We start from the raw sequence: 20,591 nt of genomic DNA, 5'->3' as shown, positions 1-20,591 counted from the left end.
CGTACGCCAGCCATGTTCGCCTGGCTTGATCTCATGCATTATGGCTTGTTTGATAATATTCAAGCTCTCCAATTGTCACATCTTGATCGGGCCGGCGCCACGCGATTCGCCTTGGACGGCGGCTGGCACTATAATATCCGCTGCCATTCATGATCAACCGCACTCAGCTCAACTGGACTCTTCAAATTTATGCACTACGTGTCTACCCGCGCTGATAAAGCGCCATCGAATCAGCAGCAATTCTCCGACATCCTCCTGGGCGGCCTGGCCCCCGATGGCGGACTGTATCTCCCAGAACACTACCCGCAAGTCGCTGGTGCCGAGCTCAACGCCTGGCGCACATTGCCGTATGCCGACCTGGCATTCGAAATCCTGAAGAAGTTCGCCACCGATATCCCGGCCGCGGACCTGAAGGCACTGACGGCGAAAACCTATACCAAGGCAGTCTACAAAAACGCCCGTGCCGGCGAAAACGCGGCCGACATCACGCCGCTGCGCGTGCTCGAAGAAAACGCCGTCAAGGGCGGATCGACCACCCTGATGCTGCAGGCGCTGTCGAACGGCCCGACCCTGGCCTTCAAGGACATGGCCATGCAGCTGCTGGGCAACCTGTTCGAATACACCTTGGCCAAGCACGACGCCGAACTCAATATCTTCGGCGCCACGTCGGGCGACACGGGCAGCGCGGCCGAATACGCGATGCGCGGCAAGAAGGGCATCCGCGTCTTCATGCTGTCGCCGCACAAGAAAATGAGCGCCTTCCAGACGGCGCAGATGTTCAGCCTGCAAGACCCGAATATCTACAACATCGCCGTCGAAGGCGTGTTCGACGATTGCCAGGACATGGTCAAGGCCGTGTCGAACGATTTGCCGTTCAAGGCAAAACAGAAGATCGGCACCGTCAACTCCATCAACTGGGCGCGTGTCGTGGCGCAAGTCGTCTACTACTTCCGCGGCTACCTGGCAGCGACCACCAGCAACGAGCAAAAAGTGTCGTTCACGGTGCCGTCGGGCAATTTTGGCAATATCTGCGCCGGCCATATCGCCCGCATGATGGGCTTGCCGATCTCGAAACTGGTAGCTGCCACGAATGAAAACGACGTGCTCGACGAATTCTTCCGCACCGGTGTCTACCGCGTGCGCAAGTCCGCCGAAACGTACCACACGAGCAGCCCGTCGATGGACATCTCGAAAGCGTCGAACTTCGAGCGCTTCGTCTACGACCTCGTGGGCCGCGACAGCGACCGCGTGCGCGCCCTGTTTACGAAAGTGGAAACGCATGGCGGCTTCGACTTGTCCGGTAAACCTGGCAGCGATGGCGACGAATTCAAGCTGGTGGCCAAGTACGGCTTCAAGTCGGGCAAGTCCACGCACCAGGACCGTCTCGACACCATCCGCGACGTGGCCGACGACTACGGCATCACCATCGACACGCACACGGCCGACGGCATCAAGGTGGCGCGCGAGCACCTGGAACCGAACGTGCCGATGATCGTGCTGGAAACGGCACTGGCGGCCAAGTTCAACGAAACCATCCTCGAAGCGCTGGGCGTGGATGCGGAACGGCCAGCCGGCTTCGAGAACATTGAAGACTTGCCGCAAAAGTTCGTCGTGATGGATGCCGATGTCGAGAAAATGAAGGCGTATATCGCCGCCAACACGGGACTGTGATGACAGACGCCAGCACTGTACGCAAACCGATGCTGTCGGTGGCCGAGGCGCAAGCCTTCATGCTGGGCGCGGCGCGCCCGGTGGCCGACGTGGAGCTGGTCGACACCATGCGCGCCAACGGCCGCGTGCTGGCGGCCGCGCAAACGTCGACCCTGAACGTGCCCGAGCGCGACAACACGCAAATGGATGGCTACGCCGTGCGCGCGCAGGATTGCGCCAGCGGCGCGGCCAGCTTGCCCGTGTCGCAGCGCATCGCGGCCGGCCACGTGGGCCAGCCCTTGCAGCCGGGGACGGCTGCGCGCATCTTCACGGGTGCGCTGATTCCGGAAGGCGCCGATTGCGTCGTCATGCAGGAGCAGTGCACGGTGGCGGATGGCGTGGTGACGGTCAACCACGTGCCGGCAGCGGGCGAATGGGTACGCCGCCAGGGCGAGGATATCCGCGCCGGCGGCGAAATCCTCGGCGCCGGCCGGCGCCTGCGCAGCCAGGAAATGGGCCTGGCCGCCTCGGTGGGCCTGGCGCAGCTGCCCGTGCTGCGCAAACTGCGCGTGGCCGTATTTTTCACCGGCGACGAACTGGCCATGCCCGGCGAACCCCTGGCGCCTGGCGCCGTCTACAACTCGAACCGCTTTACCTTGCGCGGCTTGCTGGAAAACCTGGGTTGCGAGATCACGGACCTGGGCATCGTGCCCGACAGCCTGGAAGCGACGCGCGCCGTGCTGCGCCAGGCGGCCCAGGGCAATGATCTGATCATCACCTCGGGTGGCGTGTCCGTGGGCGAGGAAGACCATATCAAGCCGGCCGTAGAAGCGGAAGGGCGCTTGAACATGTGGCAGATCGCCGTCAAGCCGGGCAAGCCGCTGGCGTTTGGCGAAGTGCGGGAGGCGTTCTTTGTCGGCTTGCCCGGTAATCCCGTGTCGAGCTTCGTCACGTTTTTGCTGTTCGTGCGCCCGTTTATTTTGCGCCTGCAAGGCGTGGCGGGGAACCTGGCGCCGCGCAGCTACAAGCTGCCGGCCGCGTTCGAGCGCCTGAAGGCGGACAAGCGCAACGAGTTCTTGCGCGCCAAAGTCAATGACGAGGGCGAGCTGGAACTGTTCGCCAACCAGAGTTCGGGCGTGCTGACGTCCACCGTGTGGGGCGACGGCTTGATCGATTGCCCGCCGGGGCTGTCGATTGCGCGCGGCGACATGCTGCGGTTTATCCCGTTTAACGAATTGCTGTACTGAGGAAGTATCGATGAAGATCAATCTGCGATTTTTTGCCAGCGTGCGCGAGCTGGTGGGCACCGGCCATGAAGTGCTGGAAGTGGCCGAGCCGCTGACGGTGGGCGCGGTGAGAGCGCTGCTGATCGCCCGCGGCGGCAACTGGGAGTATGCGCTGGCGCAGGGCCGCGCGCTGCGCATGGCCCATAACCAGGTGATGTGCGATGCCGACACCGTGATCGGTGACGGCGACGAGGTGGCGTTCTTCCCGCCCGTGACGGGCGGCTGATCCCGCTTGCCAGTGAGACGGCCACTTCATCGAAGTGGCCGTTTTTTCATGAAGACTTGGTTTTCGGTTTGTCGCCGCTGCACGTGGCGCAGGCGACGGCTTTCCGGTAGCGCCAGTATTTCGAGCCGATGAAGATGGCCGAGGCCACCAGCGACCAGGCCAGCGCGCTGAGGATGTCGGCCTGGCTGGTCGTGCCCTTGCTGTACTCGACCACCGTCAGGATGATGAATAAAATGGAGCTGGCCAGCAAATAGCGGGAAATCCAGAATCCTGCGCCCATGTGTTTCTCCTCTTGTCGTCTCGTTGTCTCGTGAAGTCAAAGCTGATCGTTGCAGCATGTCCGCGCAGTATGCATCATTTTTCGGCATTCTTGCCATCCCCATGTCTTATCTCGACTAAAATGCCGGGGTTTTCACCGTCTTCCAGCATGCCATGACCCATTCCAGCCTTCCTCCCTTTCACATCGCCGTCATCGGCGGCGGCCCCGCCGGCCTGATGGCCGCCCAGGCTGCATCCGGCCTGGGAGCCAGGGTGGAACTGTTCGACGCCATGCCGTCCGTCGGCCGCAAATTCCTGCTGGCGGGGCGTGGCGGCATGAACATCACGCATGCGGAAGGCTACCAGCCCTTCGTCTCGCGCTACGGCAGGCAGGCGCACCGGGTGAAGCCTGCGCTGGACCAGTTCGGCCCGCAAAAGGTGCGTGACTGGGTGCACAGCCTGGGCGTGGAAACCTTTGTCGGCTCCTCGAACCGGGTCTTCCCGACGGACATGAAGGCGGCGCCCTTGCTGCGCGCCTGGCTGCACCGCCTGCGCGACGCGGGCGTGCAATTTCACATGCGCCACCGCTGGACGGGCTGGCGCGACGGCCAGCTGGCGTTTGCCACGCCGGACGGCGAACGCCTGCACTCCTTCGACGCCGTGATTCTGGCGCTCGGTGGCGGCAGCTGGGCGCGGCTCGGTTCCGATGGCGCCTGGGTGCAGTTGCTGCAAGGGCAGGGTGTGGCCGTGGCAGCGCTGGCGCCGGCCAATTGCGGTTTCGACGTGGACTGGAGCGCGCATTTCAGCAGCCGCCATGCGGGCGAACCGCTGACGACCGTGGCCATCACGGCGCATGATATCGACGGCTTGCGGATCAAGCGCCAGGGCCAGTTCGTCATCACGGCGGGGGGCGTGGAAGGCAGCCTGATTTATGCGCTGTCGGCCGCGCTGCGCGAGCAGATCGCACGCGACGGCAGCGCCACCATCTGGCTCGACCTGGCGCCCGACCACAGCCATGAACGTGTGTTCGAGGAAGTGACGCGCCCCCGTGGCGCCCGCTCCATGTCCAGCCACCTGAATAGCCGGCTGGGTATCAAGGGCGTGAAATCGGGCTTGCTGCGCGAATGCCTGAGCGCGGCCGACTTCGCCGACGAAGCGAAGCTGGCTGCCGCCATCAAGCTGCTGCCCGTCACCTTGCAGCGCCCGCGTCCCATCGATGAAGCCATCAGCAGCGCCGGCGGCGTGGTGTTCGACGGCATCGACGGCAGCATGCTGCGCGCCATGCCGGGCGTCTTCGTGGCGGGGGAAATGCTGGACTGGGAAGCGCCGACGGGCGGCTACCTGCTGACGGCCTGCCTGGCGCAAGGCAAGGCGGCCGGCGAGCAGGCGGTCAGCTGGCTGGAAGAGAAGGTCAATGCCAGGTGATATCGCCTGAGCCGCTCTTCTGAGTCTCGCGCTGGCGCGGGTTGCCGTGGACGTTAATGTCGCCGCTGCCGCGCAGGGTCAGGTTGGCCGCGTCGCGCACGAAGACGGTGCTCGTGCCCGAGCCTTGCAGGCTGACGCTGGCCTTGTCTGCGGCCAGGTGCTCGGCATCGATGTCGCCTGAGCCGCTCAGGTCGGCACGCAGGAATTTCGTGTTGCCGCTGGCGGCGATGCGCCCGGAGCCCACCATTTCCAGCACCACGCTGTCGCTGTTGCCGGCGTTGATGTCGAGGTCGCCGCTGCCGTTGACGGTCGCTTGCACCTGCTTGTAGCGTCCCGTGAAGCTGACGTCGCCCGACCCCGTCAATTCCAGGATAAAACTGTCGCCTGAAAATCCCGTGATCTTGCTGTCGCCATTGCCGTGCACTTCCACGCGCACGAGGGCTGGCAGCACCAGTTCCACCTGCAGCGGCTGGCGGTGGTGGAACAGCATGCCTTTCGGGCCGATATGCAGGGTCGTGCCATCCTGTGTCGTGTCGACGTTCGACAGCAAGCGCTGCTCGCCGCTGACCTTCAGCGATGGCGTGGCGCCGCGGCGCAGCACCAGGTCGATGGGGCCGGCCAGGTCGATGCTGTTGATATTGGCGGCAACCGGGCGCGTTTCGCTGCGCACGGCGCGGCCGGCGGCGCTGCTGGGATTGCTGATACCCTTGGCGCGCAGCGCCGCATACGACATGGCGATCAGGACCATTGCCAGCAAGAGCATGGACAGGCCAACTTTGAGCAAGCGTTTCATGGCAGCCTTTCTAGTGACCTTTGAGCAGGGAGACATTCATGGCGACATAGCGCCTGATACCGATCAAGGTATAGCGCGTGACCACCAGACTGAGCAGGAAGATGGCGATGCCGCCGAGCAGCATGCCCACGCCGAAGACGGTTTGCGTGGTGCGCGCATCGCGGTCCATGTCCGTGGAGATGCGGATGCCGCCGCCGGCCAGCGCTTCGGCCCGCTCCATCACGCGCGAGGAAGCGCCCGGCGCCTCGGGCTCGGACTCGGCTTTGACGGGGCCGGGCAGGTGATCGACTTCGATGCCTGCGTCGCCGATGGTGATGCGTGTTTCGCGCCGTTCGCCGCCTTCGCCGCCGTCATCGTCATGGATGAAGACGTGGCGCAGCGGGCCGTCGAGCACCAGTTCGTTGGCACCGGACAAGCCGCTGGCCGTGATGGCGATGCCGGCCAGGTAAAAGCTCAGGCCGGTTGCGTACAGGGCGGCCAACAGGGCCGCGTACACGGCGGCAGGCACGACCATGAACAGGTTGAAAATGGCCAGGCCCACGAGCGAGACGAGCAGGCGCAGCAGGTTGACGGGGGTCTTCTTTTGCTCGAAAGCCTGGCGGTGGGTGCTGCTGCGCAAGGTGAGGGCGATTTTTTTCGGGTCGCCCAGGTCGTCGGCGATTTCTTGCTCGCTGCGGCCGGCCGCAGCGCCTTCGATGAAGGTCTGTTCGTAATAATCGAGGGTCTTGGCCACCAAGTCCGGTGGCAAGCCTTCCAGCGCGCGCCGCAGTGCGTCGAGATAATTTTGCTTGTTCATCATATTCTTTCTGTCCGCCGCTTAGCCCATTGCCGGCAGCAGCATGCTTGCCTGGCTCAGCAGCAATGGCGCATGGGATGCCTGCTGTACGCTGACAACGATCAAGGTGGCCAGTGCCACACAAGCGAGCAGCGCCACGGCTTTCAAGCTGTTTTTCAAGTGCAAGGTGGTGTGCATGGTATTTCCCGTGGCATGGACGTTGTCGATGATCAGACTGTACCCAAGCGCACGCGAGCGCACCAGCGCGGTGCGACAGAATGCAATTTCGCGGGGGCGAGCGACACCAGGGCAGGATGCACCGTCAAGGCTGCTTTGCCGCCTTGCCCGTCGAGGCGGCCCTGGCCGCCGCCACGCCGCTGCGTACGGCCGCCTCGATGGTGGCCGGATAATCTTGCGTCCGGTCATCATTGGCCGTGTAGTCGCCTGCCAGCAGCAAGCCCGGCACGTCGCTGGCGTTGCCGGGGCGGGCCAGGTCCGGCGTGCAGGCAAACGTGGCGCGCTTTTCCGTGATCAGCTGGGTCCAGGCAGGTTGCGCCAGTTCCGGGCGTTGCAGCACCTGCGCCAGCTGCGCGGCGATCGCTTGCGCCAGCGGTCCATGACCTTGCTCGGCGGCAGCGCTTGACGCGCTGATGACGATGGCCAGCAAGCCCGCCTGATTGCTGTCGAGCTGGCCCCGGTCGAAGACGAACTGGCCCCAGTGCTGCCGCTCCGGCGCATCGACGAGGGCGTAGAAAGGCAAGTCCAGGCGTACCGAGGCGTCGTATTGCAGATAGCAGGTGCTGATGGCTTCCGGCGTGAAAGCTTGCATGCGGTCAATAGCCTCGTCGAGGCGGGCGTCCTGCAAGCCCTGCAGCAGGCTGATGGCCTGCACGGACGAGGTGGCGATGATGACGGCGTCGTAAGTGCCGGTCTCATCAAGCTGCCAGCGGCCATCGGGCAGCGCTTGCAAGGTGTCGACCTTGGCGCCCGTGCGCACTGCGCCGCCATGCCGTTCCACATAGCGGGCGGCCGCGTCGGGCAACAGGCTACTCAAATCCGCTTTCGGGATCAGCATGTCGGATGCCCGTCGGCGCGATGCGCCCAGGCTGTCGCGCAGCACGTTGATGAAGACGCGGGCCGAGGCGCGTTCGGGCGGAGTGTTGAGTGCGGCCAGGCACAGCGGATACCACATCAGCCGGTTCAGGCGCTCCGTCTGGTCGAAGCGCTGCAGCAGTTCGCTGACCGCGCAATCGTTGTATAGCTGCCAGCCCATCCAGCGCATGGCCGTGGAAAAACGCATCAGGGCCAGCTTGTCGGCACGCAATAAACCTTTGGCGCGCAGCAGGGCCCACGCCAGGTGCAGCGGCGCGGGCAGGCGCGGTGCGATGAAATCCATGCCGCCCGAGTCCGCCGGATAGCGCATCTGCAGGGGCAGGGTGAGGATCAGTTCGCCAGGGTCTTGCCCCGCCAGCTTGATCAGGCGCAAGGTTTCCGTGTACGCGCCCAGCAGGATGTGCTGGCCGTTGTCGAGCACTGTATTTTCTCGTTCGACCCGGCGCGCGCGTCCGCCCAGGGTGCGCGCCGCCTCGAACACGGTCACGGCGTGACCGGCGCGCGCCAGCTCCATGGCCGCCGCGCAGCCGGCCCAGCCTGCGCCGATGACGGCGTAGCGTTGCTTCACGGCCTTGTCAGCCACGAACCCAGGTCTTCCAGGCCAGCCACAGTTTGCGGATCGGCGTGAGCGAAATGCGCTGTTTCAGCACATGGTAGCCGTCGCGCTCGACTTCGTTGAGCAGGGTACGGTAGATGGCGGCCATGATCAGGCCCGGGCGCTGGGCGCGGCGGTCCTCGGCAGGCAAGAGCGCGAATGCCTCGTCGTAGGCCTTTTGCGCGCGCGCCACCTGGAAACGCATGAGGTTTTCAAAGTTTTCGCTGTGGCGCGCATTCAGCAGGTCGGCGGCCGTGACATTGAATTGCTGCAATTCGCTGATCGGCAAATAGATGCGCCCCTTGCGCGCATCTTCGCCCACGTCGCGGATGATGTTGGTCAGCTGGAAAGCATGGCCGAGCTTTTCCGCGTACAGCAGGGTTTCCGGACGGGTCGCACCGAAGATGCTGGCCGACAAGATACCGACCACGCTGGCCACATGCCAGCAATAGCGGCTCATGGCCTGGTAATCGAGGTAGCGGGTCTGGTTCAAGTCCATTTCCATGCCGTCGATGATGGCCTGCAAATGCTTTTCTTCCAGTTTATAGATGTCCAGGTGCGGCTGCAGCGCGCGCATCACGGGATGCGTGGGGTTGCCCTCGTACATGGCCTTGACTTCCTTGCGCCACCAGACCAGCTTGGTGCGTGCCACGGCTTCGTCCGTGCATTCATCGACCGTGTCATCGACTTCGCGGCAGAACGCGTACAGGGCCGTGATGGCCTTGCGGCGCTCGGCCGGCAGGAACAGGAAGCTGTAGTAGAAGCTGGAGCCGCTCTGGGCGGCCTTTTGTTGGCAGTATTCGTCGGGAGACATAGTCAAAAGAGCAAGGGTTGCAGATCGAAGCCGCTATTCTATCGTCTTACAGAGTGGGCGACGGGGGAAAAGCCGTTTTTACTTGTGTCTCTTGATGCAAGCTTTTGCGCGACATGCGCAGGGCGCGCCAGAAAATGATCAGCCAGTCGCGTTTCTCCAGCTTGGGACGGCGCCGGAACACGTCGTAATTGACGGCTTCGATGCATTCGAGAATGCGCAAGCCCCCTTGCACCACCAGGCGCAGCTCCCAGCCGATGCGCCCGCGCAAACGCAGGGCCAGCGGCGCGCCGGACAGCATCAGCGCGCGCGCGCGGGCCACTTCGAAACGCATCAGGGCGCTCCACTTGCCGTGCGCCTCGGGCCGCTCGAAGGCGGCGGCGGAGACGGCAAAGCGGCTCAAGTCTTCCATCGGCAGGTAGATGCGCTCTTTTTGCTGGTCGATGGCGACGTCTTGCAAGAAATTAATTAGTTGCAAAGCTGAACATATGGCGTCGGAATCGCGTACATTCTGTTCATCGGCCGCGCCATACAGGTGCAGCATCAGCAGCCCCACGGGGTTGGCGGAGCGGGCGCAGTAATCGAGCAGGTCGTCGTAGCTCGCGTAGCGCGTCGTTTCCACATCCTGCTTGAAGGCGGACAACAGATCGTAAAACGGTTTCAGCGGCAGCTGGTGTTTGGCAATGACGGCGGCCAGGCGTTCGAACATGGCGGCGTTCTCGCCGGCATGGCCTTCGTGGCGGTCGATGCGGCCCAGCGCTTCTTCGTAGGCGTGCAGGGCCACGAGGCGTTCGGCCGGCGTGGCGTCGCCTTCATCGGCCAGGTCGTCGGCGCTGCGGGCGAAGGAATAGATGGCTTCGACGGCGGGCACCAGGCGGCGCGGCAGTAAAAATGATGCAACAGGAAAATTTTCGTAATGGTCTACAGGCATGAACACACTTCTCTAGTCTTGCGTTTGTCCGGCGCCCCAAACGCTGGAGTGTGGCCGGACGTTGTACGTCTCAAGATTAATGACGCAAAAGTCACTAAAAACTTTTACGCACGATTATAATTAATAACCAGAAAGTCAGTAGGCGAAGAATACTCCCCGTCACGACCAAGCTGATATTGTCACAAATTTAAGGATATCGCGTGCGAAAAAGTTTGGCTTGGCCCAAAGGACGAGCAAAAAGTTTCTCCGCATAAAAATATTGCAGCCCGCATAGTAAAGGAAAATACCTTGTTTGCCCTGAAAACCCTGCGCCGCGAGACCGGCGCATCCGCACTTCCCGCCCTGCGGCTGACTGCCGCCGCGGCCCTCGCGCTGACTCTGGCGGCCTGTTCCAAGCCTGCCGTCAAAGTGGAAGACGTGCGCCCCGTGCGCGCCATCGTGTTGTCTAGCAGTAATGTTGACGTCAGTGCCGAGCTGTCGGGCGAGGTCGTGCCCCGCGTCGTGTCGCAACTGGGTTTCCGCGTGGGCGGCAAGATCGTCGCGCGCAAGGTCGACGTGGGCGCCACCGTCAAGAAGGGGCAAGTGCTGATGCAGCTCGATCCCGTCGACTTGCAGCTGTCGCAGGCGCAGGCCAAGGCTTCGCTGGTCAGCGCGGAAACGAGCCGTGACCTGGCGCGCGCGGAATTGAAGCGCTACCAGGATTTGCGCGAGAAAAATTTCGTCAGCCAGGCTGTGCTTGATGGCAAGGATGCCACCTACAAGGCGGCCCAGGCGAACGTGGAAGCGGCCCAGGCCCTGTACCGTGGCCAGGCCAACCAGTCCGGCTATGCCAGCCTGCTGGCCGACGTCGATGGCGTCGTCACGCGCATCGAGGCTGAAGTGGGGCAGGTGGTGGCGCCCGGCGCGCCCGTCGTGCAAGTGGCCAGGAGCGGCGAGAAGGAAGTCGTGATCGGTATTCCGGAAGACAAGGTCGAGACTTTGCGCGGCGTCAAGGATGTGGTCGTGCGCCTGTGGGCCGATCCGAAGCAGGCGCTGCCGGGCAAGATCCGCGAAGTGTCGCCCGTGGCCGATGCCGCCACGCGCACCTATATCGCCAAGGTCAGCATCCCGGACGCGCCGCAAGTGCGCCTGGGCATGACGGCCGTGGTGCAGTTCGCCTCGCAGACGGCTACGCCGCAGATCAAGGTGCCGTTGACGGCCCTGTTCAATGAAAAGTCGCAAAGTTCCGTCTGGGTGGTGGAAAACGGCGCCGTGAAGCTCGTGCCGGTGACGGTGGGCGGCGTGGCCGGCAATGAGTTGCTGCTGGCGTCGGGCGTGAAAGCGGGTCAGACGGTGGTCACGGCCGGCGTCAACCTGCTCAAGCCAGGCCAGAAAGTGACCATCCTCGGCGCCGACGTGGCCAGCAAGCCGGCTGCCGCCGCTGCCGCCGTCACCGTGGGTGCGGCCAAATGAAGGGCGGCTTCAATCTGTCGCGCTGGGCGCTCGAACACATCCCGCTGACGCGCTACCTGATGGCCGTGCTGCTGATCGGCGGCATGCTCAGCTATGCCAGCCTGGGCCAGGATGAAGATCCGCCGTTCACCTTCCGCGCTATGGTCTTGCAAGCGTATTGGCCCGGCGCCACGGCCTTGCAGATGGCCGAGCAGGTGACGGACAAGCTGGAAAAGAAACTGCAGGAAACGCCGTACATCGACGAGATCACCAGTTATTCGAAGCCGGGCGAAACCTTGATCCTGCTGGAATTGCGCGAATCGGCGCCGCCCAAGGAAACGGCGGCCGCCTGGTACCAGGTGCGCAAGAAGATCGGCGACATCCAGGGCACCTTGCCGTCTGGCGTCGTGGGCCCGTTCTTCAATGACGAGTTCGGCGACACGTACGGCTCCATCTTCGCCCTGTCCGGCGACGGTTTTACCTACGCGGAAATGAAGGATTACGCGGACAAGGTGCGTCAGGAGCTGCTGGCCGTGGGGCAGGTATCGAAGGTGGAACTGTTCGGCGTGCAGGATGAAAAGATCAATATCATCTTCTCGCACAAGAAATTTGCCCAGCTGGGCATCCCTTTCGACGCCATCGTGGAGCAACTGTCCGCGCAAAACAGCATCAACGCCACGGGCGTGCTGGTGACGCCGACCGATAATCTGCAAGTACGCGTGACGGGCGCCATGGTGACCGTCAAGGACCTGGAAAACCTGGAACTGCGCGCCAACGGCACCACTTTCCGGCTCGGTGACTTTGCCACGGTGAAACGCGAATTCGTCGATCCGCCGAAGGACAAGATGCGTTTCAACGGCAAGGAAGTGATCGGCCTGGGCGTGTCGATGGAAAAGGGCGGCAATATCATCGACATGGGCAAGGCCTTGCAGGCCACCGTTACGCGCATGAAGAGTGAATTGCCGGTCGGCATAGAATTGCAGCGCGTGTCGAACCAGCCGGAAGCCGTGTCCGCTTCCGTTGGCGAGTTCGTGCATACCCTGATCGAAGCCATTCTGATCGTGCTGGCCGTCAGCTTCGTCGCTCTGGGCTTGCACACGAAGCCGCTGCGCATCGACGTGCGGCCGGGCCTGGTGGTGGCGCTGACTATCCCGCTGGTGCTGGCCGTCACCTTCCTGTTCATGCGCCTGCTCGACATCGACTTGCACAAGATTTCGCTGGGTGCCCTGATCATCGCGCTGGGCTTGCTGGTCGACGACGCCATCATTGCCGTCGAGATGATGGTGCGCAAGATGGAAGAGGGCATGTCGCGTTTCGACGCGGCCACGTTCGCCTACACGTCGACGGCCATGCCCATGCTGACGGGCACCCTGATCACGGTGGCTGGCTTCTTGCCCATCGGCCTGGCCAAGTCGGCCGCCGGCGAATACACGTTTTCCTTGTTCTCCGTCAATGCGCTGGCCCTGATCATTTCGTGGGTGGTGGCCGTGGTGTTTACGCCGTACATCGGCTACATCTTGCTGAAAGTCAAACCGCATGCGCATAACGACCATGAATTGTTCGATACGCCGAACTTCCGCCGCTTCCGCCGCGCCGTCACCTGGTGCGTGGAATGGCGCAAGACGACGATTGCCGCCACCCTGGCCATCTTTGCGCTCGGTATTTACGGTTTCAACTTTATCGAAAAGCAATTCTTCCCCGATTCCAGCCGTCCCGAACTGATGGTGGAACTGTGGTCGCCCGAGGGCACGACGTTTGCCGCGAATGAAAAGCAGGTGAAGAAGTTTGAAGCGTTTGTGGGCAAGCTCGACGGCGTGGAAAGCGTGACCAGCTATGTGGGCACGGGCAGTCCCCGTTTCTATTTGCCGCTGGACCAGATCTTCCCGCAGACCAATGTGTCGCAAGTGGTGGTCTTGCCAAAGAGCCTGGCCGACCGCGAACGCTTGCGCCAGCAAATCGTCGACGTCTTCAAGAAGGATTTCCCGGAAGTGCGGGGCCGGGTCAAGCTGTTGCCGAATGGGCCACCGGTGCCGTATCCCGTGCAATTTCGCGTCCTGGGGCCGGAAGTGGCGGGTGTGCGGGCCATCGCCGACCAAGTCAAGGACATCATGCGCGCCAATCCGAACACCCTGGGCGTCAATGACAACTGGAATGAATCGGTGAAAGTGCTGCGCCTGGACCTGGACCAGGACAAGATGCGCGCGCTGGGCGTCACCTCGAAAACGGTGATGCAGGCGGCCAATACGATCCTGTCGGGTACGGTCATCGGCCAGTTCCGCGAGGACAACAAGCTGATCGACATCCAGGTGCGCCAGCCTCTGGAAGAGCGGGCGACGATTTCCGTGTTGAATGACACGAATATCCCGACGGCGACGGGCAAGTCCGTGCCCATTTCGCAGCTGGCCCGTGCGCATTTCGTGTGGGAGCCGGGTGTCGTCTGGCGCGACAAGCGCGCATGGGCCATCACCGTGCAGTCGGACGTGATCGATGGCATCCAGGGCGCGACCGTGTCGACGCAGCTGGCGCCGCAGCTGGACGCCTTGCGCGCCAAGTTGCCGTCCGGCTACCGCATCGTGGTGAAAGGCGTGGCGGCCGACAGCGGCGAGGCGGAAGCGTCGATCTCGGCGAACCTGCCGCTGGCCATCTTCATCATCTTCACCTTGCTGATGCTGCAGCTGCACAGTTTCTCGCGTGCCTTGCTGGTCTTCCTGACGGGGCCGCTGGGTGTGGCGGGCGCCGCCTTTGCCTTGCTGGCGCTGGGCCGGCCACTTGGTTTCGTGGCCAACCTGGGCATCATCGCGCTGTTCGGCATGATCATCCGCAACTCGGTGATTCTCGTTGACCAGATCGAGCAAGACATCAAGGATGGCTCCGCCCCGTGGGACGCCATCATCGATTCGGCCGTGCGCCGCTGCCGCCCCATCGTGCTGACGGCCGCCGCCGCGGCGCTGGCCATGATCCCGCTCTCGCGCTCCGTGTTCTGGGGGCCGATGGCGGTGGCCATCATGGGCGGCCTGATCCTGGCGACGGCGTTGACCTTGCTGTTCCTGCCGGCCCTGTATGCGGCCTGGTTCCGGGTCAAGAGGCCGGTGGAGGCAGCCAAGGTCGAAGGTTAAATAGCCACCCCAGGCCACTGGCATAAAAAAGGCGGCATGCCTCTGGGAAATCCAGTAGAATGCCGCCTTTGCTTTACCGAGCGCTTGCTCCGGGCTTGCTCTATAAGTCCACGGTAGCCAGATCGCTCCCGAGTTGTTAAAATCAGGAGCAGGCTGCAACAAGTAGCACAAAGTAGTACTAAATGCGGATGTGGTGGAATTGGTAGACACGCTGGTCTTAGAAGCCAGTGCTTCGGCTTGGGAGTTCGAGTCTCCCCATCCGCACCAATCCGGGTTGTTCCAGCCCGGATGTGCAGCGCCATCAAGATTTTCTCCAAAGTAGTCAATTAAGCGAGTGCACCCAGCGCGCCCAGTTGCCGGCTCGACTGTTGCACCATCTGCGCAATCAATGCCTGCGCCTGCGGGTAGCCGTTCCTTTCCATTAATTTGTCATCTTCAGTCAGCGGCCACAGTGCCTGCAAGACGCGTTGCCGTGCCTGCGGCCAGTTGTGCTCGTGCGCCTGCGTTGAGGGCGGCAGTTCCTTGTCCAGCAGGTGCAGCGCTTCGCGCGTCAATGACAGCTCTTGCTCCGCCTGCGCGGCCAGCGTCTCGCTGCGCGGTGGCGGCTGCTGCGCCAGATAAGTGTCGAGCTTGCGGCTCTGGCGCTCGTACAGGTCGAGCAGCAAATGCACGGTGGCGCCGCCTGGCCGCCGTTGCGTGTCGAGGGCGTCGAGCACATCGAGCAGCCAGTCCGTCATCTGCCGCCCGGCCAGCCCCAGTTCCGGCCAGGTGGTGCTTTGCAATTGCTCGCCCAGGTAGCGGGCGCGGTCGATGGCGCGCCGGCTGCCGCTCATGTGCTGGCCGATGGGGCCGTACTGGGGTGACAGCGCCGCCTCCTGTTGCTCGGCCAGCAGGCACAGCAAGGCCAGGTGGACATACACATGAAAGGCGGCCAGGGTGCGGTGGGCATCCCAATAGTGATTGCCCTCATCATCGGGCGCATTCCATAGCGAGCACACCTTGGCGCCATCCTCGCGCGCATAGTCGGGCGCCAGCAGGCTGTGGCCGTGGCGGAAGTCGTACAGTTTCTGGTGCAGCGACTCGTGCAGCAAGTGCTCGGCCAGCCACCATGGATTGCCGATCAGTTCCTGGTTCAGGAACACGCTGCCATTGACGCGAAATTGCGAGCTGGACGCCTTGCCGCGCCACGTGCCCAGTTTGGGAAACAGGGCGACCAATTGGACGTGAGAAAGCGCGCTGGCCGTCAGGCGGGGCAGCAAGGTTTCCAGCAAGCCTAGCCCGCGGCGCAGCAGAGCCCGTTCCTGCGGCGTGGGCGTGGCCAGTGGCGCGCCGTAGTTATCGTCCATCACGGCAAGGAAGGCGCGTGCGTACGGCGTGCCTTCCTGCCAGGCATGCCATAGGTAAGTGTCGTTGTCCTGCGGCGGGTGCTCGCCGTAAAGACGCGCCATGTCGGGCAGGTGCGCCGTCAGCGGGCCGCCGGGCAGGTCCGCGTCCAGGTGTGCGCTGGCCGCCTGAAACAATGCCGCGCATTGCGGCAACGGCAAGCCGTACTCGTCGCCGAGGTGCAACTGGCGCATGGCGTGCTGGACGGCGCAGCGCAGCACCGTGTCGCCCAGCAGCTGGCGCTGGCGCGCCGGTGGCGCCCCATCAAGCAGGCTGGCCAGCCGCGCGGCTTCGGGCAGGGTGCTGCCCAGCTTGTGCAGGCGCCGCCGGTAGGCGATGGCCAGCTGGTCGCGGATATAGCCGCTGTCGCCAAAGGCGCGGTGGGTTGCCAGCGCCGTTTCCACGGCGGCCAGCACGTCCGCATCCGGTGGCGCGGCGCGCGGGGTAAGCGCAGCCACTGCCGGGTCAGACGACGGTGGGGTGGTCGTGGTCGTGGTGGCCATCGACGCGCGTGCGCAATTCCATTTCATCGACTTCCGTCTGGATTTTTTGCAGGTCGTCATCGGATACGCCGTCGAGCAGGCGGCTGAGGACCATTTGCAGCTTGGCTTTGGCGTTGCTGGAACTGCCGGGTGTGTTATCGCTCATGATGTTTTCTCCATTAAATTTACTTGGAGAGGGCTTGCGCGACTTAGGTTTGCCTGAAAAATGGCCAAATTGAGGTAAATCAAAGGTTTTTTGCCCGAAATCTTCGCTGTGAGCGCATTTCTTTGTTTCGGACGGGGCGCCAGTTCGCATATACTAATGAACGAAGCAGGCTGGAAAGCCTGTCTCTGGCGAAATAAAGAATGCCGGGGCAAGAGTAAAGACAGGGCACCCCCAGGCTGTGGCGACTCGTTCGCCGCCGCTGGTATCCTCTGTGGCCGGGCTGCAAAGCCAGCCACTTTCCCGAAGTCCTTTGTTATAATGCCACGCTTTACCGAATGATGGCCGGCCCTGCATATACTTAGACGCATGGCTGGACGCTCGGAGCCCTGTCGCAGTACTGGAAGCGGCGGATTGTTTGGTGCCTGGTGCGGGTTTTCCCTCAGCCGGGTAGACCAGGTCCATCGTCCTGTTTTCAGTACTTTTACAGATGAATATGCGAGCGAGTGAAGCTGGACCCATGTCTTGCCGCCAGTGATGGCGCAAGGGGTCGGGTCTTCTTTTCTCGCGCCAACAGTGTTTATTTTTTGGACGATTTTTTACATGGCAACTGCAGTCGAAACCTTGGGCAAACTCGAACGTCGTATCACGATCTCCTTCCCGCTGACGGACGTCCGCACGGAAGTTGAGAAGCGCCTGAAAGTGCAAGCCCGTACGGCTAAGGCACCGGGCTTCCGTCCGGGCAAAGTGCCGTTGAAAATGGTCGCAGCACAATACGGCTACCAAATTGAATCCGAAGTGCTGAATGACAAAGTCGGCCGCGCGTTCAACGACGCCGCCAACGAAAACAATCTGCGCGTGGCCGGTTTCCCGAACATCGTGCCGAAAGAAGAAGCAGCCGAAGGCCAGCTGGCTTTCGACGCAACGTTCGAAGTGTATCCGGAAGTCGCCATCGGCGACCTGACGGCCGTTGAAATCGAAACCGTGCAAGCCGACGTGTCGGAAGCCGAAATCGACAAGACCATCGACATCCTGCGCAAGCAGCGCGTGCACTTCCACACCAAGGGCGAAGCTGGCGAACACGGCGACGGCGGCGAGGCTATCGCTGCGAACGGCGACCGCGTGACCGTCGATTTCGTCGGCTCGATCGACGGCGTTGAATTCCCAGGCGGCAAAGCTGAAGGCTACGCTTTCGTGCTGGGCGAAGGCCGCATGCTGCCAGAATTCGAAGCAGCGACCCTGGGCCTGAAAGTTGGCGAAGCCAAGACGTTCCCATTGTCGTTCCCAGAGGACTACCATGGCAAGGACGTTGCCGGTAAAACCGCATCGTTCACCATTACCTTGCAAAAGCTGGAATGGGCGCACCTGCCGGAAGTCGATGCGGAATTCGCCAAGTCCCTGGGCGTTGCCGATGGCGACCTGGCCAAAATGCGCGAAGACATCAAAGTCAACCTGCAGCGCGAAGTCGCTGGCCGCGTGAAAGCACGCAACAAGGAAGCCGTCATGGACGCGCTGATCAAAGTTGCTGAGCTGGAAGTGCCAAAAACGCTGATCGCTCAAGATTCCGAGCGCCTGGCCGAAATGACCCGTCAAGACATGGCGCAGCGCGGCATGAACGTCAAGGACGTGCCTTTCCCAGCTGAACTGTTCGCAGAAAAAGCCGAGCGTCGCGTACGCCTGGGCCTGATCCTGTCGCAACTGGTGGGCGACAACAACCTGCAGGCAACGCCTGAGCAAGTCAAGGCGCAAATCGAAGATTTCGCCCAAAGCTACGAAGATCCACGCGAAGTGCTGAAGTACTACTACAGCGACCGTCGTCGTCTGGGTGAGATCGAAGCCCTTGTATTGGAAGAAAACGTCGTCACTTACGTGTTGGGCCTGTCGAAAGTCACGACGAAAGCAGTTGCTTTCGACGAACTGATGGGAAGCAACGCACAAGCGTAAACCAGTTGGTATTGGGATGCCGGCTCTGGCCGAAAGGCGAGGGCGGTATCCCCTAACTGCTTCACAAGGAAATGAAATGACAGGTATGAACCGTAATCCGGCGCTGGACACAGAGATGCTCGGCCTGGTGCCGATGGTGGTGGAACAAAGCGGTCGCGGCGAGCGCTCGTATGATATTTACTCGCGCCTGCTGAAGGAACGCTTGATTTTCATGGTCGGCCCGGTCAATGACCAGATGGCCAACCTGGTTGTCGCCCAGCTGCTGTTCCTGGAAAGCGAAAATCCGGAAAAGGAAATCTCGCTCTACATCAACTCGCCAGGTGGTTCGGTCTCGGCCGGCATGGCCATCTACGACACCATGCAGTTCATCAAGCCGGACGTCTCGACCCTGTGCACGGGCATGGCTGCTTCGATGGGCGCTTTCCTGCTGGCCGCTGGCGCCAAGGGCAAGCGTTTCTCGCTGCCGAACTCGCGCATCATGATTCACCAGCCGTCCGGTGGTTCGCAGGGCATGGCGTCCGACATCGAGATCCAGGCAAAGGAAATCCTTTACCTGCGTACCCGCTTGAACGGCATCATGGCCGAGCGCACGGGCCAGTCGATCGAACAGATCGCCAAGGACACCGACCGCGACCGTTTCATGTCCGCCGACGAGGCCGTTGAGTATGGTTTGATCGACAAAGTGTTGACCAGCCGCGCTTGATGAGCCCCTACCGGTATTGCTAAGCATGTAAGTAAACGCCCGGGCGATCAAACGTTCGGGCGTTTCGCTTTTATTTCGGGTAGCATGGAGCTTGTGCACGTTGTTGACTTGCGCCATGGGTAATAGCCTTTGCGGGCAACTACCGCACTCCGGCTTGCGATTTTGCAATATTGTTAATGCAGTTCCAACCAAAATGCCTTATGTCAGACAAAAAATCCTCTAGCGGCGAAAAATTACTGTATTGCTCGTTCTGCGGCAAAAGCCAGCACGAGGTGAAGAAACTCATCGCCGGCCCGTCCGTATTCATCTGTGACGAGTGCATCGACTTGTGCAACGACATCATCCGTGATGAAACGTCGAGCATCGAGACGGTAACCGGTACCAAATCCGACCTGCCGACGCCGCAAGAAATCGCCGCCTTGCTCGATCAGTACGTGATCGGCCAGCAGACTGCCAAGCGCATCCTGTCGGTGGCGGTGTACAACCATTACAAGCGCCTCAAACACCTGGGCAAGAAAGACGACATCGAACTTGCCAAGAGCAACATCTTGCTGGTCGGTCCTACCGGCTCGGGCAAGACCCTGCTGGCACAGACCCTGGCGCGCATGCTCAACGTGCCGTTCGTGATCGCCGACGCCACCACCCTGACCGAAGCCGGTTACGTGGGCGAAGACGTGGAAAACATCATCCAGAAGCTGCTGCAAAGCTGCAACTATGACGTCGAGAAAGCCCAGCGCGGCATCGTCTACATTGATGAGATCGACAAGATTTCGCGCAAGTCCGACAATCCGTCCATCACGCGCGACGTGTCGGGCGAGGGCGTGCAGCAAGCCTTGTTGAAATTAATCGAAGGCACGATGGCCTCCGTGCCGCCACAAGGCGGGCGTAAGCACCCGAACCAGGATTTCGTGCAGATCGACACGACCAACATCATGTTCATCTGCGGCGGTGCCTTTGACGGCCTGTCGAAAGTGATCGCCAACCGTTCCGAAAAGAGCGGTATCGGCTTCTCGGCCACGGTGCGCAGCAAGTCGCAAAGCACGGCCAGCGAACTGATGCTGCAAGCGGAGCCGGAAGATCTGGTCAAGTTCGGCCTGATCCCGGAACTGGTCGGCCGTCTGCCCGTCATCGCCACTCTGGCGGAATTGACGGAAGAGGCGCTGATCCAGATCCTCGTCGAGCCGAAGAATGCGCTGATCAAGCAATATTCGAAGCTGCTCGAGATGGAAGGCGCGGAACTGGAGATTCGTCCGGCCGCCCTGCATGCGATCGCCAAGAAGGCGCTCGCGCGCAAGACCGGCGCCCGTGGTCTGCGTTCCATTTTGGAACATGCTTTGCTGGACGTGATGTACGAACTGCCGAGCGAACAAAACGTGGTGAAGGTCGTCATCGACGAAAATACCATCACCAGTGGCGCCAAACCTTTGTTGATTTATCAAGAGACTGCCAAGGCTTCCGGAGAAAATTGAATACTGCTGAGACAAATGCATAAAAAGGGTTTTGATT

At 62.0% G+C, this 20,591-nt stretch carries 18 protein-coding genes and 1 tRNA gene; 10 read left to right on the top strand and 9 right to left on the bottom strand.

What is annotated here, in order from left to right; all coding sequences use genetic code 11:
- Positions 1-189: 189 nt before the first annotated feature.
- The 3 genes from thrC to moaD are packed head-to-tail and all read left to right on the top strand — an operon-like array spanning position 190 to position 3,162.
- Positions 190-1,671, top strand: coding sequence for a threonine synthase (thrC, locus tag MRBLMS1_RS26200; RefSeq protein WP_485883118.1), 1,482 nt, complete (start codon positions 190-192; stop codon positions 1,669-1,671).
- Positions 1,671-2,897 carry a molybdopterin molybdotransferase MoeA gene (locus MRBLMS1_RS26195; RefSeq protein WP_485883116.1) on the top strand — a complete coding sequence of 409 codons (1,227 nt, stop codon included), beginning with the start codon at positions 1,671-1,673 and terminating at the stop codon, positions 2,895-2,897. The genes thrC and MRBLMS1_RS26195 overlap by 1 nt, the downstream gene beginning before the upstream one ends.
- Before the next feature lie 10 nt (positions 2,898-2,907).
- Positions 2,908-3,162 carry a molybdopterin converting factor subunit 1 gene (gene moaD / locus MRBLMS1_RS26190; RefSeq protein WP_072453747.1) on the top strand — a complete coding sequence of 85 codons (255 nt, stop codon included), beginning with the start codon at positions 2,908-2,910 and terminating at the stop codon, positions 3,160-3,162.
- A gap of 46 nt (positions 3,163-3,208) precedes the next feature.
- Here the strand turns inward: moaD and MRBLMS1_RS26185 are convergent, their stop codons facing one another.
- Positions 3,209-3,442, bottom strand: coding sequence for a hypothetical protein (locus tag MRBLMS1_RS26185; RefSeq protein WP_139092809.1), 234 nt, complete (start codon positions 3,440-3,442; stop codon positions 3,209-3,211).
- A 152-nt stretch (positions 3,443-3,594) separates the two neighbouring features.
- Between MRBLMS1_RS26185 and MRBLMS1_RS26180 the strand changes: the two genes are divergently transcribed.
- Positions 3,595-4,845: a TIGR03862 family flavoprotein gene (locus MRBLMS1_RS26180; RefSeq protein ID WP_485883114.1), complete on the top strand. Its 1,251-nt coding sequence runs from the start codon at positions 3,595-3,597 to the stop codon at positions 4,843-4,845.
- Here the strand turns inward: MRBLMS1_RS26180 and MRBLMS1_RS26175 are convergent.
- The 6 genes from MRBLMS1_RS26175 to hpnC form a co-directional block, all read right to left on the bottom strand.
- A complete protein-coding gene (locus tag MRBLMS1_RS26175; protein WP_034751035.1) occupies positions 4,832-5,638 on the bottom strand; it encodes a head GIN domain-containing protein in 807 nt (268 codons plus the stop codon). The two genes, MRBLMS1_RS26180 and MRBLMS1_RS26175, sit on opposite strands and share 14 nt — an antisense overlap.
- 10 nt (positions 5,639-5,648) lie before the next feature.
- Complete coding sequence (locus MRBLMS1_RS26170; protein ID WP_485883112.1) at positions 5,649-6,437, bottom strand: DUF1700 domain-containing protein; 789 nt, start codon at positions 6,435-6,437, stop codon at positions 5,649-5,651.
- Between the two features lie 18 nt (positions 6,438-6,455).
- Positions 6,456-6,611, bottom strand: coding sequence for a hypothetical protein (locus MRBLMS1_RS26165; RefSeq protein WP_161781480.1), 156 nt, complete (start codon positions 6,609-6,611; stop codon positions 6,456-6,458).
- A gap of 124 nt (positions 6,612-6,735) precedes the next feature.
- Positions 6,736-8,109, bottom strand: coding sequence for a hydroxysqualene dehydroxylase HpnE (gene hpnE, locus MRBLMS1_RS26160; RefSeq protein WP_485883109.1), 1,374 nt, complete (start codon positions 8,107-8,109; stop codon positions 6,736-6,738).
- Positions 8,102-8,935 (bottom strand): presqualene diphosphate synthase HpnD, encoded by an 834-nt coding sequence (hpnD, locus tag MRBLMS1_RS26155; RefSeq protein ID WP_139092815.1) that lies wholly within the window; start codon positions 8,933-8,935, stop codon positions 8,102-8,104. Before hpnD ends, hpnE begins: the two co-directional genes overlap by 8 nt.
- A 46-nt stretch (positions 8,936-8,981) precedes the next feature.
- Positions 8,982-9,863 carry a squalene synthase HpnC gene (hpnC, locus tag MRBLMS1_RS26150; RefSeq protein ID WP_485883107.1) on the bottom strand — a complete coding sequence of 294 codons (882 nt, stop codon included), beginning with the start codon at positions 9,861-9,863 and terminating at the stop codon, positions 8,982-8,984.
- 288 nt (positions 9,864-10,151) lie between these two features.
- Here hpnC and MRBLMS1_RS26145 point away from each other — a divergent pair, with 288 nt between their 5' ends.
- From MRBLMS1_RS26145 to MRBLMS1_RS26135, 3 genes are all read left to right on the top strand, one after another.
- A complete protein-coding gene (locus MRBLMS1_RS26145) occupies positions 10,152-11,315 on the top strand; it encodes an efflux RND transporter periplasmic adaptor subunit (RefSeq protein ID WP_081368049.1) in 1,164 nt (387 codons plus the stop codon).
- Entirely contained in the window at positions 11,312-14,410 is a 3,099-nt protein-coding gene (locus tag MRBLMS1_RS26140; protein WP_128139381.1) for an efflux RND transporter permease subunit, read from the top strand. The genes MRBLMS1_RS26145 and MRBLMS1_RS26140 overlap by 4 nt, the downstream gene beginning before the upstream one ends.
- Positions 14,411-14,594: 184 nt before the next feature.
- Positions 14,595-14,677: transfer RNA gene (locus tag MRBLMS1_RS26135), tRNA-Leu, on the top strand.
- 59 nt (positions 14,678-14,736) lie between these two features.
- Here MRBLMS1_RS26135 and MRBLMS1_RS26130 read toward each other — a convergent pair.
- Positions 14,737-16,296 carry a hypothetical protein gene (locus tag MRBLMS1_RS26130; RefSeq protein WP_485883104.1) on the bottom strand — a complete coding sequence of 520 codons (1,560 nt, stop codon included), beginning with the start codon at positions 16,294-16,296 and terminating at the stop codon, positions 14,737-14,739.
- Positions 16,259-16,441: a hypothetical protein gene (locus tag MRBLMS1_RS26125; protein ID WP_139092802.1), complete on the bottom strand. Its 183-nt coding sequence runs from the start codon at positions 16,439-16,441 to the stop codon at positions 16,259-16,261. Before MRBLMS1_RS26125 ends, MRBLMS1_RS26130 begins: the two co-directional genes overlap by 38 nt.
- A gap of 600 nt (positions 16,442-17,041) precedes the next feature.
- Between MRBLMS1_RS26125 and tig the strand changes: the two genes are divergently transcribed.
- The 3 genes from tig (at position 17,042) to clpX (ending at position 20,554) form a co-directional block, all read left to right on the top strand.
- Entirely contained in the window at positions 17,042-18,382 is a 1,341-nt protein-coding gene (tig, locus tag MRBLMS1_RS26120; RefSeq protein WP_139092814.1) for a trigger factor, read from the top strand.
- A gap of 85 nt (positions 18,383-18,467) precedes the next feature.
- The gene (gene clpP / locus MRBLMS1_RS26115) at positions 18,468-19,085 is read left to right on the top strand and encodes an ATP-dependent Clp endopeptidase proteolytic subunit ClpP (protein WP_374106865.1); all 618 of its coding nucleotides are present in this window, start codon (positions 18,468-18,470) and stop codon (positions 19,083-19,085) included.
- 200 nt (positions 19,086-19,285) lie between these two features.
- Positions 19,286-20,554, top strand: a complete 1,269-nt coding sequence (clpX, locus tag MRBLMS1_RS26110; protein ID WP_034787303.1) for an ATP-dependent Clp protease ATP-binding subunit ClpX — start codon at positions 19,286-19,288, stop codon at positions 20,552-20,554.
- Positions 20,555-20,591 lie beyond the last annotated feature (37 nt).

The organism is Massilia sp. LMS1-1-1.1, assembly GCF_040815535.1.
GTDB lineage: Bacteria > Pseudomonadota > Gammaproteobacteria > Burkholderiales > Burkholderiaceae_D > Janthinobacterium > Janthinobacterium aestuarii.
This window is presented reverse-complemented; position numbering and strand designations above follow the sequence as displayed.

Bases quoted from the DNA above. Each gene is read 5' to 3' on its own strand.
- hpnC (WP_485883107.1), bottom strand. From the start codon at position 9,863: ATGCCTGTAGACCATTACGAAAATTTTCCTGTTGCATCATTTTTACTG.
- MRBLMS1_RS26140 (WP_128139381.1), top strand. From the start codon at position 11,312: ATGAAGGGCGGCTTCAATCTGTCGCGCTGGGCGCTCGAACACATCCCG.
- thrC (WP_485883118.1), top strand. From the start codon at position 190: ATGCACTACGTGTCTACCCGCGCTGATAAAGCGCCATCGAATCAGCAG.
- MRBLMS1_RS26165 (WP_161781480.1), bottom strand. From the start codon at position 6,611: ATGCACACCACCTTGCACTTGAAAAACAGCTTGAAAGCCGTGGCGCTG.
- hpnD (WP_139092815.1), bottom strand. From the start codon at position 8,935: ATGTCTCCCGACGAATACTGCCAACAAAAGGCCGCCCAGAGCGGCTCC.
- tig (WP_139092814.1), top strand. From the start codon at position 17,042: ATGGCAACTGCAGTCGAAACCTTGGGCAAACTCGAACGTCGTATCACG.
- moaD (WP_072453747.1), top strand. From the start codon at position 2,908: ATGAAGATCAATCTGCGATTTTTTGCCAGCGTGCGCGAGCTGGTGGGC.
- clpX (WP_034787303.1), top strand. From the start codon at position 19,286: ATGTCAGACAAAAAATCCTCTAGCGGCGAAAAATTACTGTATTGCTCG.
- MRBLMS1_RS26170 (WP_485883112.1), bottom strand. From the start codon at position 6,437: ATGATGAACAAGCAAAATTATCTCGACGCACTGCGGCGCGCGCTGGAA.
- MRBLMS1_RS26195 (WP_485883116.1), top strand. From the start codon at position 1,671: ATGACAGACGCCAGCACTGTACGCAAACCGATGCTGTCGGTGGCCGAG.
- clpP (WP_374106865.1), top strand. From the start codon at position 18,468: ATGAACCGTAATCCGGCGCTGGACACAGAGATGCTCGGCCTGGTGCCG.
- MRBLMS1_RS26180 (WP_485883114.1), top strand. From the start codon at position 3,595: ATGACCCATTCCAGCCTTCCTCCCTTTCACATCGCCGTCATCGGCGGC.
- MRBLMS1_RS26125 (WP_139092802.1), bottom strand. From the start codon at position 16,441: ATGAGCGATAACACACCCGGCAGTTCCAGCAACGCCAAAGCCAAGCTG.
- MRBLMS1_RS26185 (WP_139092809.1), bottom strand. From the start codon at position 3,442: ATGGGCGCAGGATTCTGGATTTCCCGCTATTTGCTGGCCAGCTCCATT.
- MRBLMS1_RS26130 (WP_485883104.1), bottom strand. From the start codon at position 16,296: ATGGCCACCACGACCACGACCACCCCACCGTCGTCTGACCCGGCAGTG.
- MRBLMS1_RS26175 (WP_034751035.1), bottom strand. From the start codon at position 5,638: ATGAAACGCTTGCTCAAAGTTGGCCTGTCCATGCTCTTGCTGGCAATG.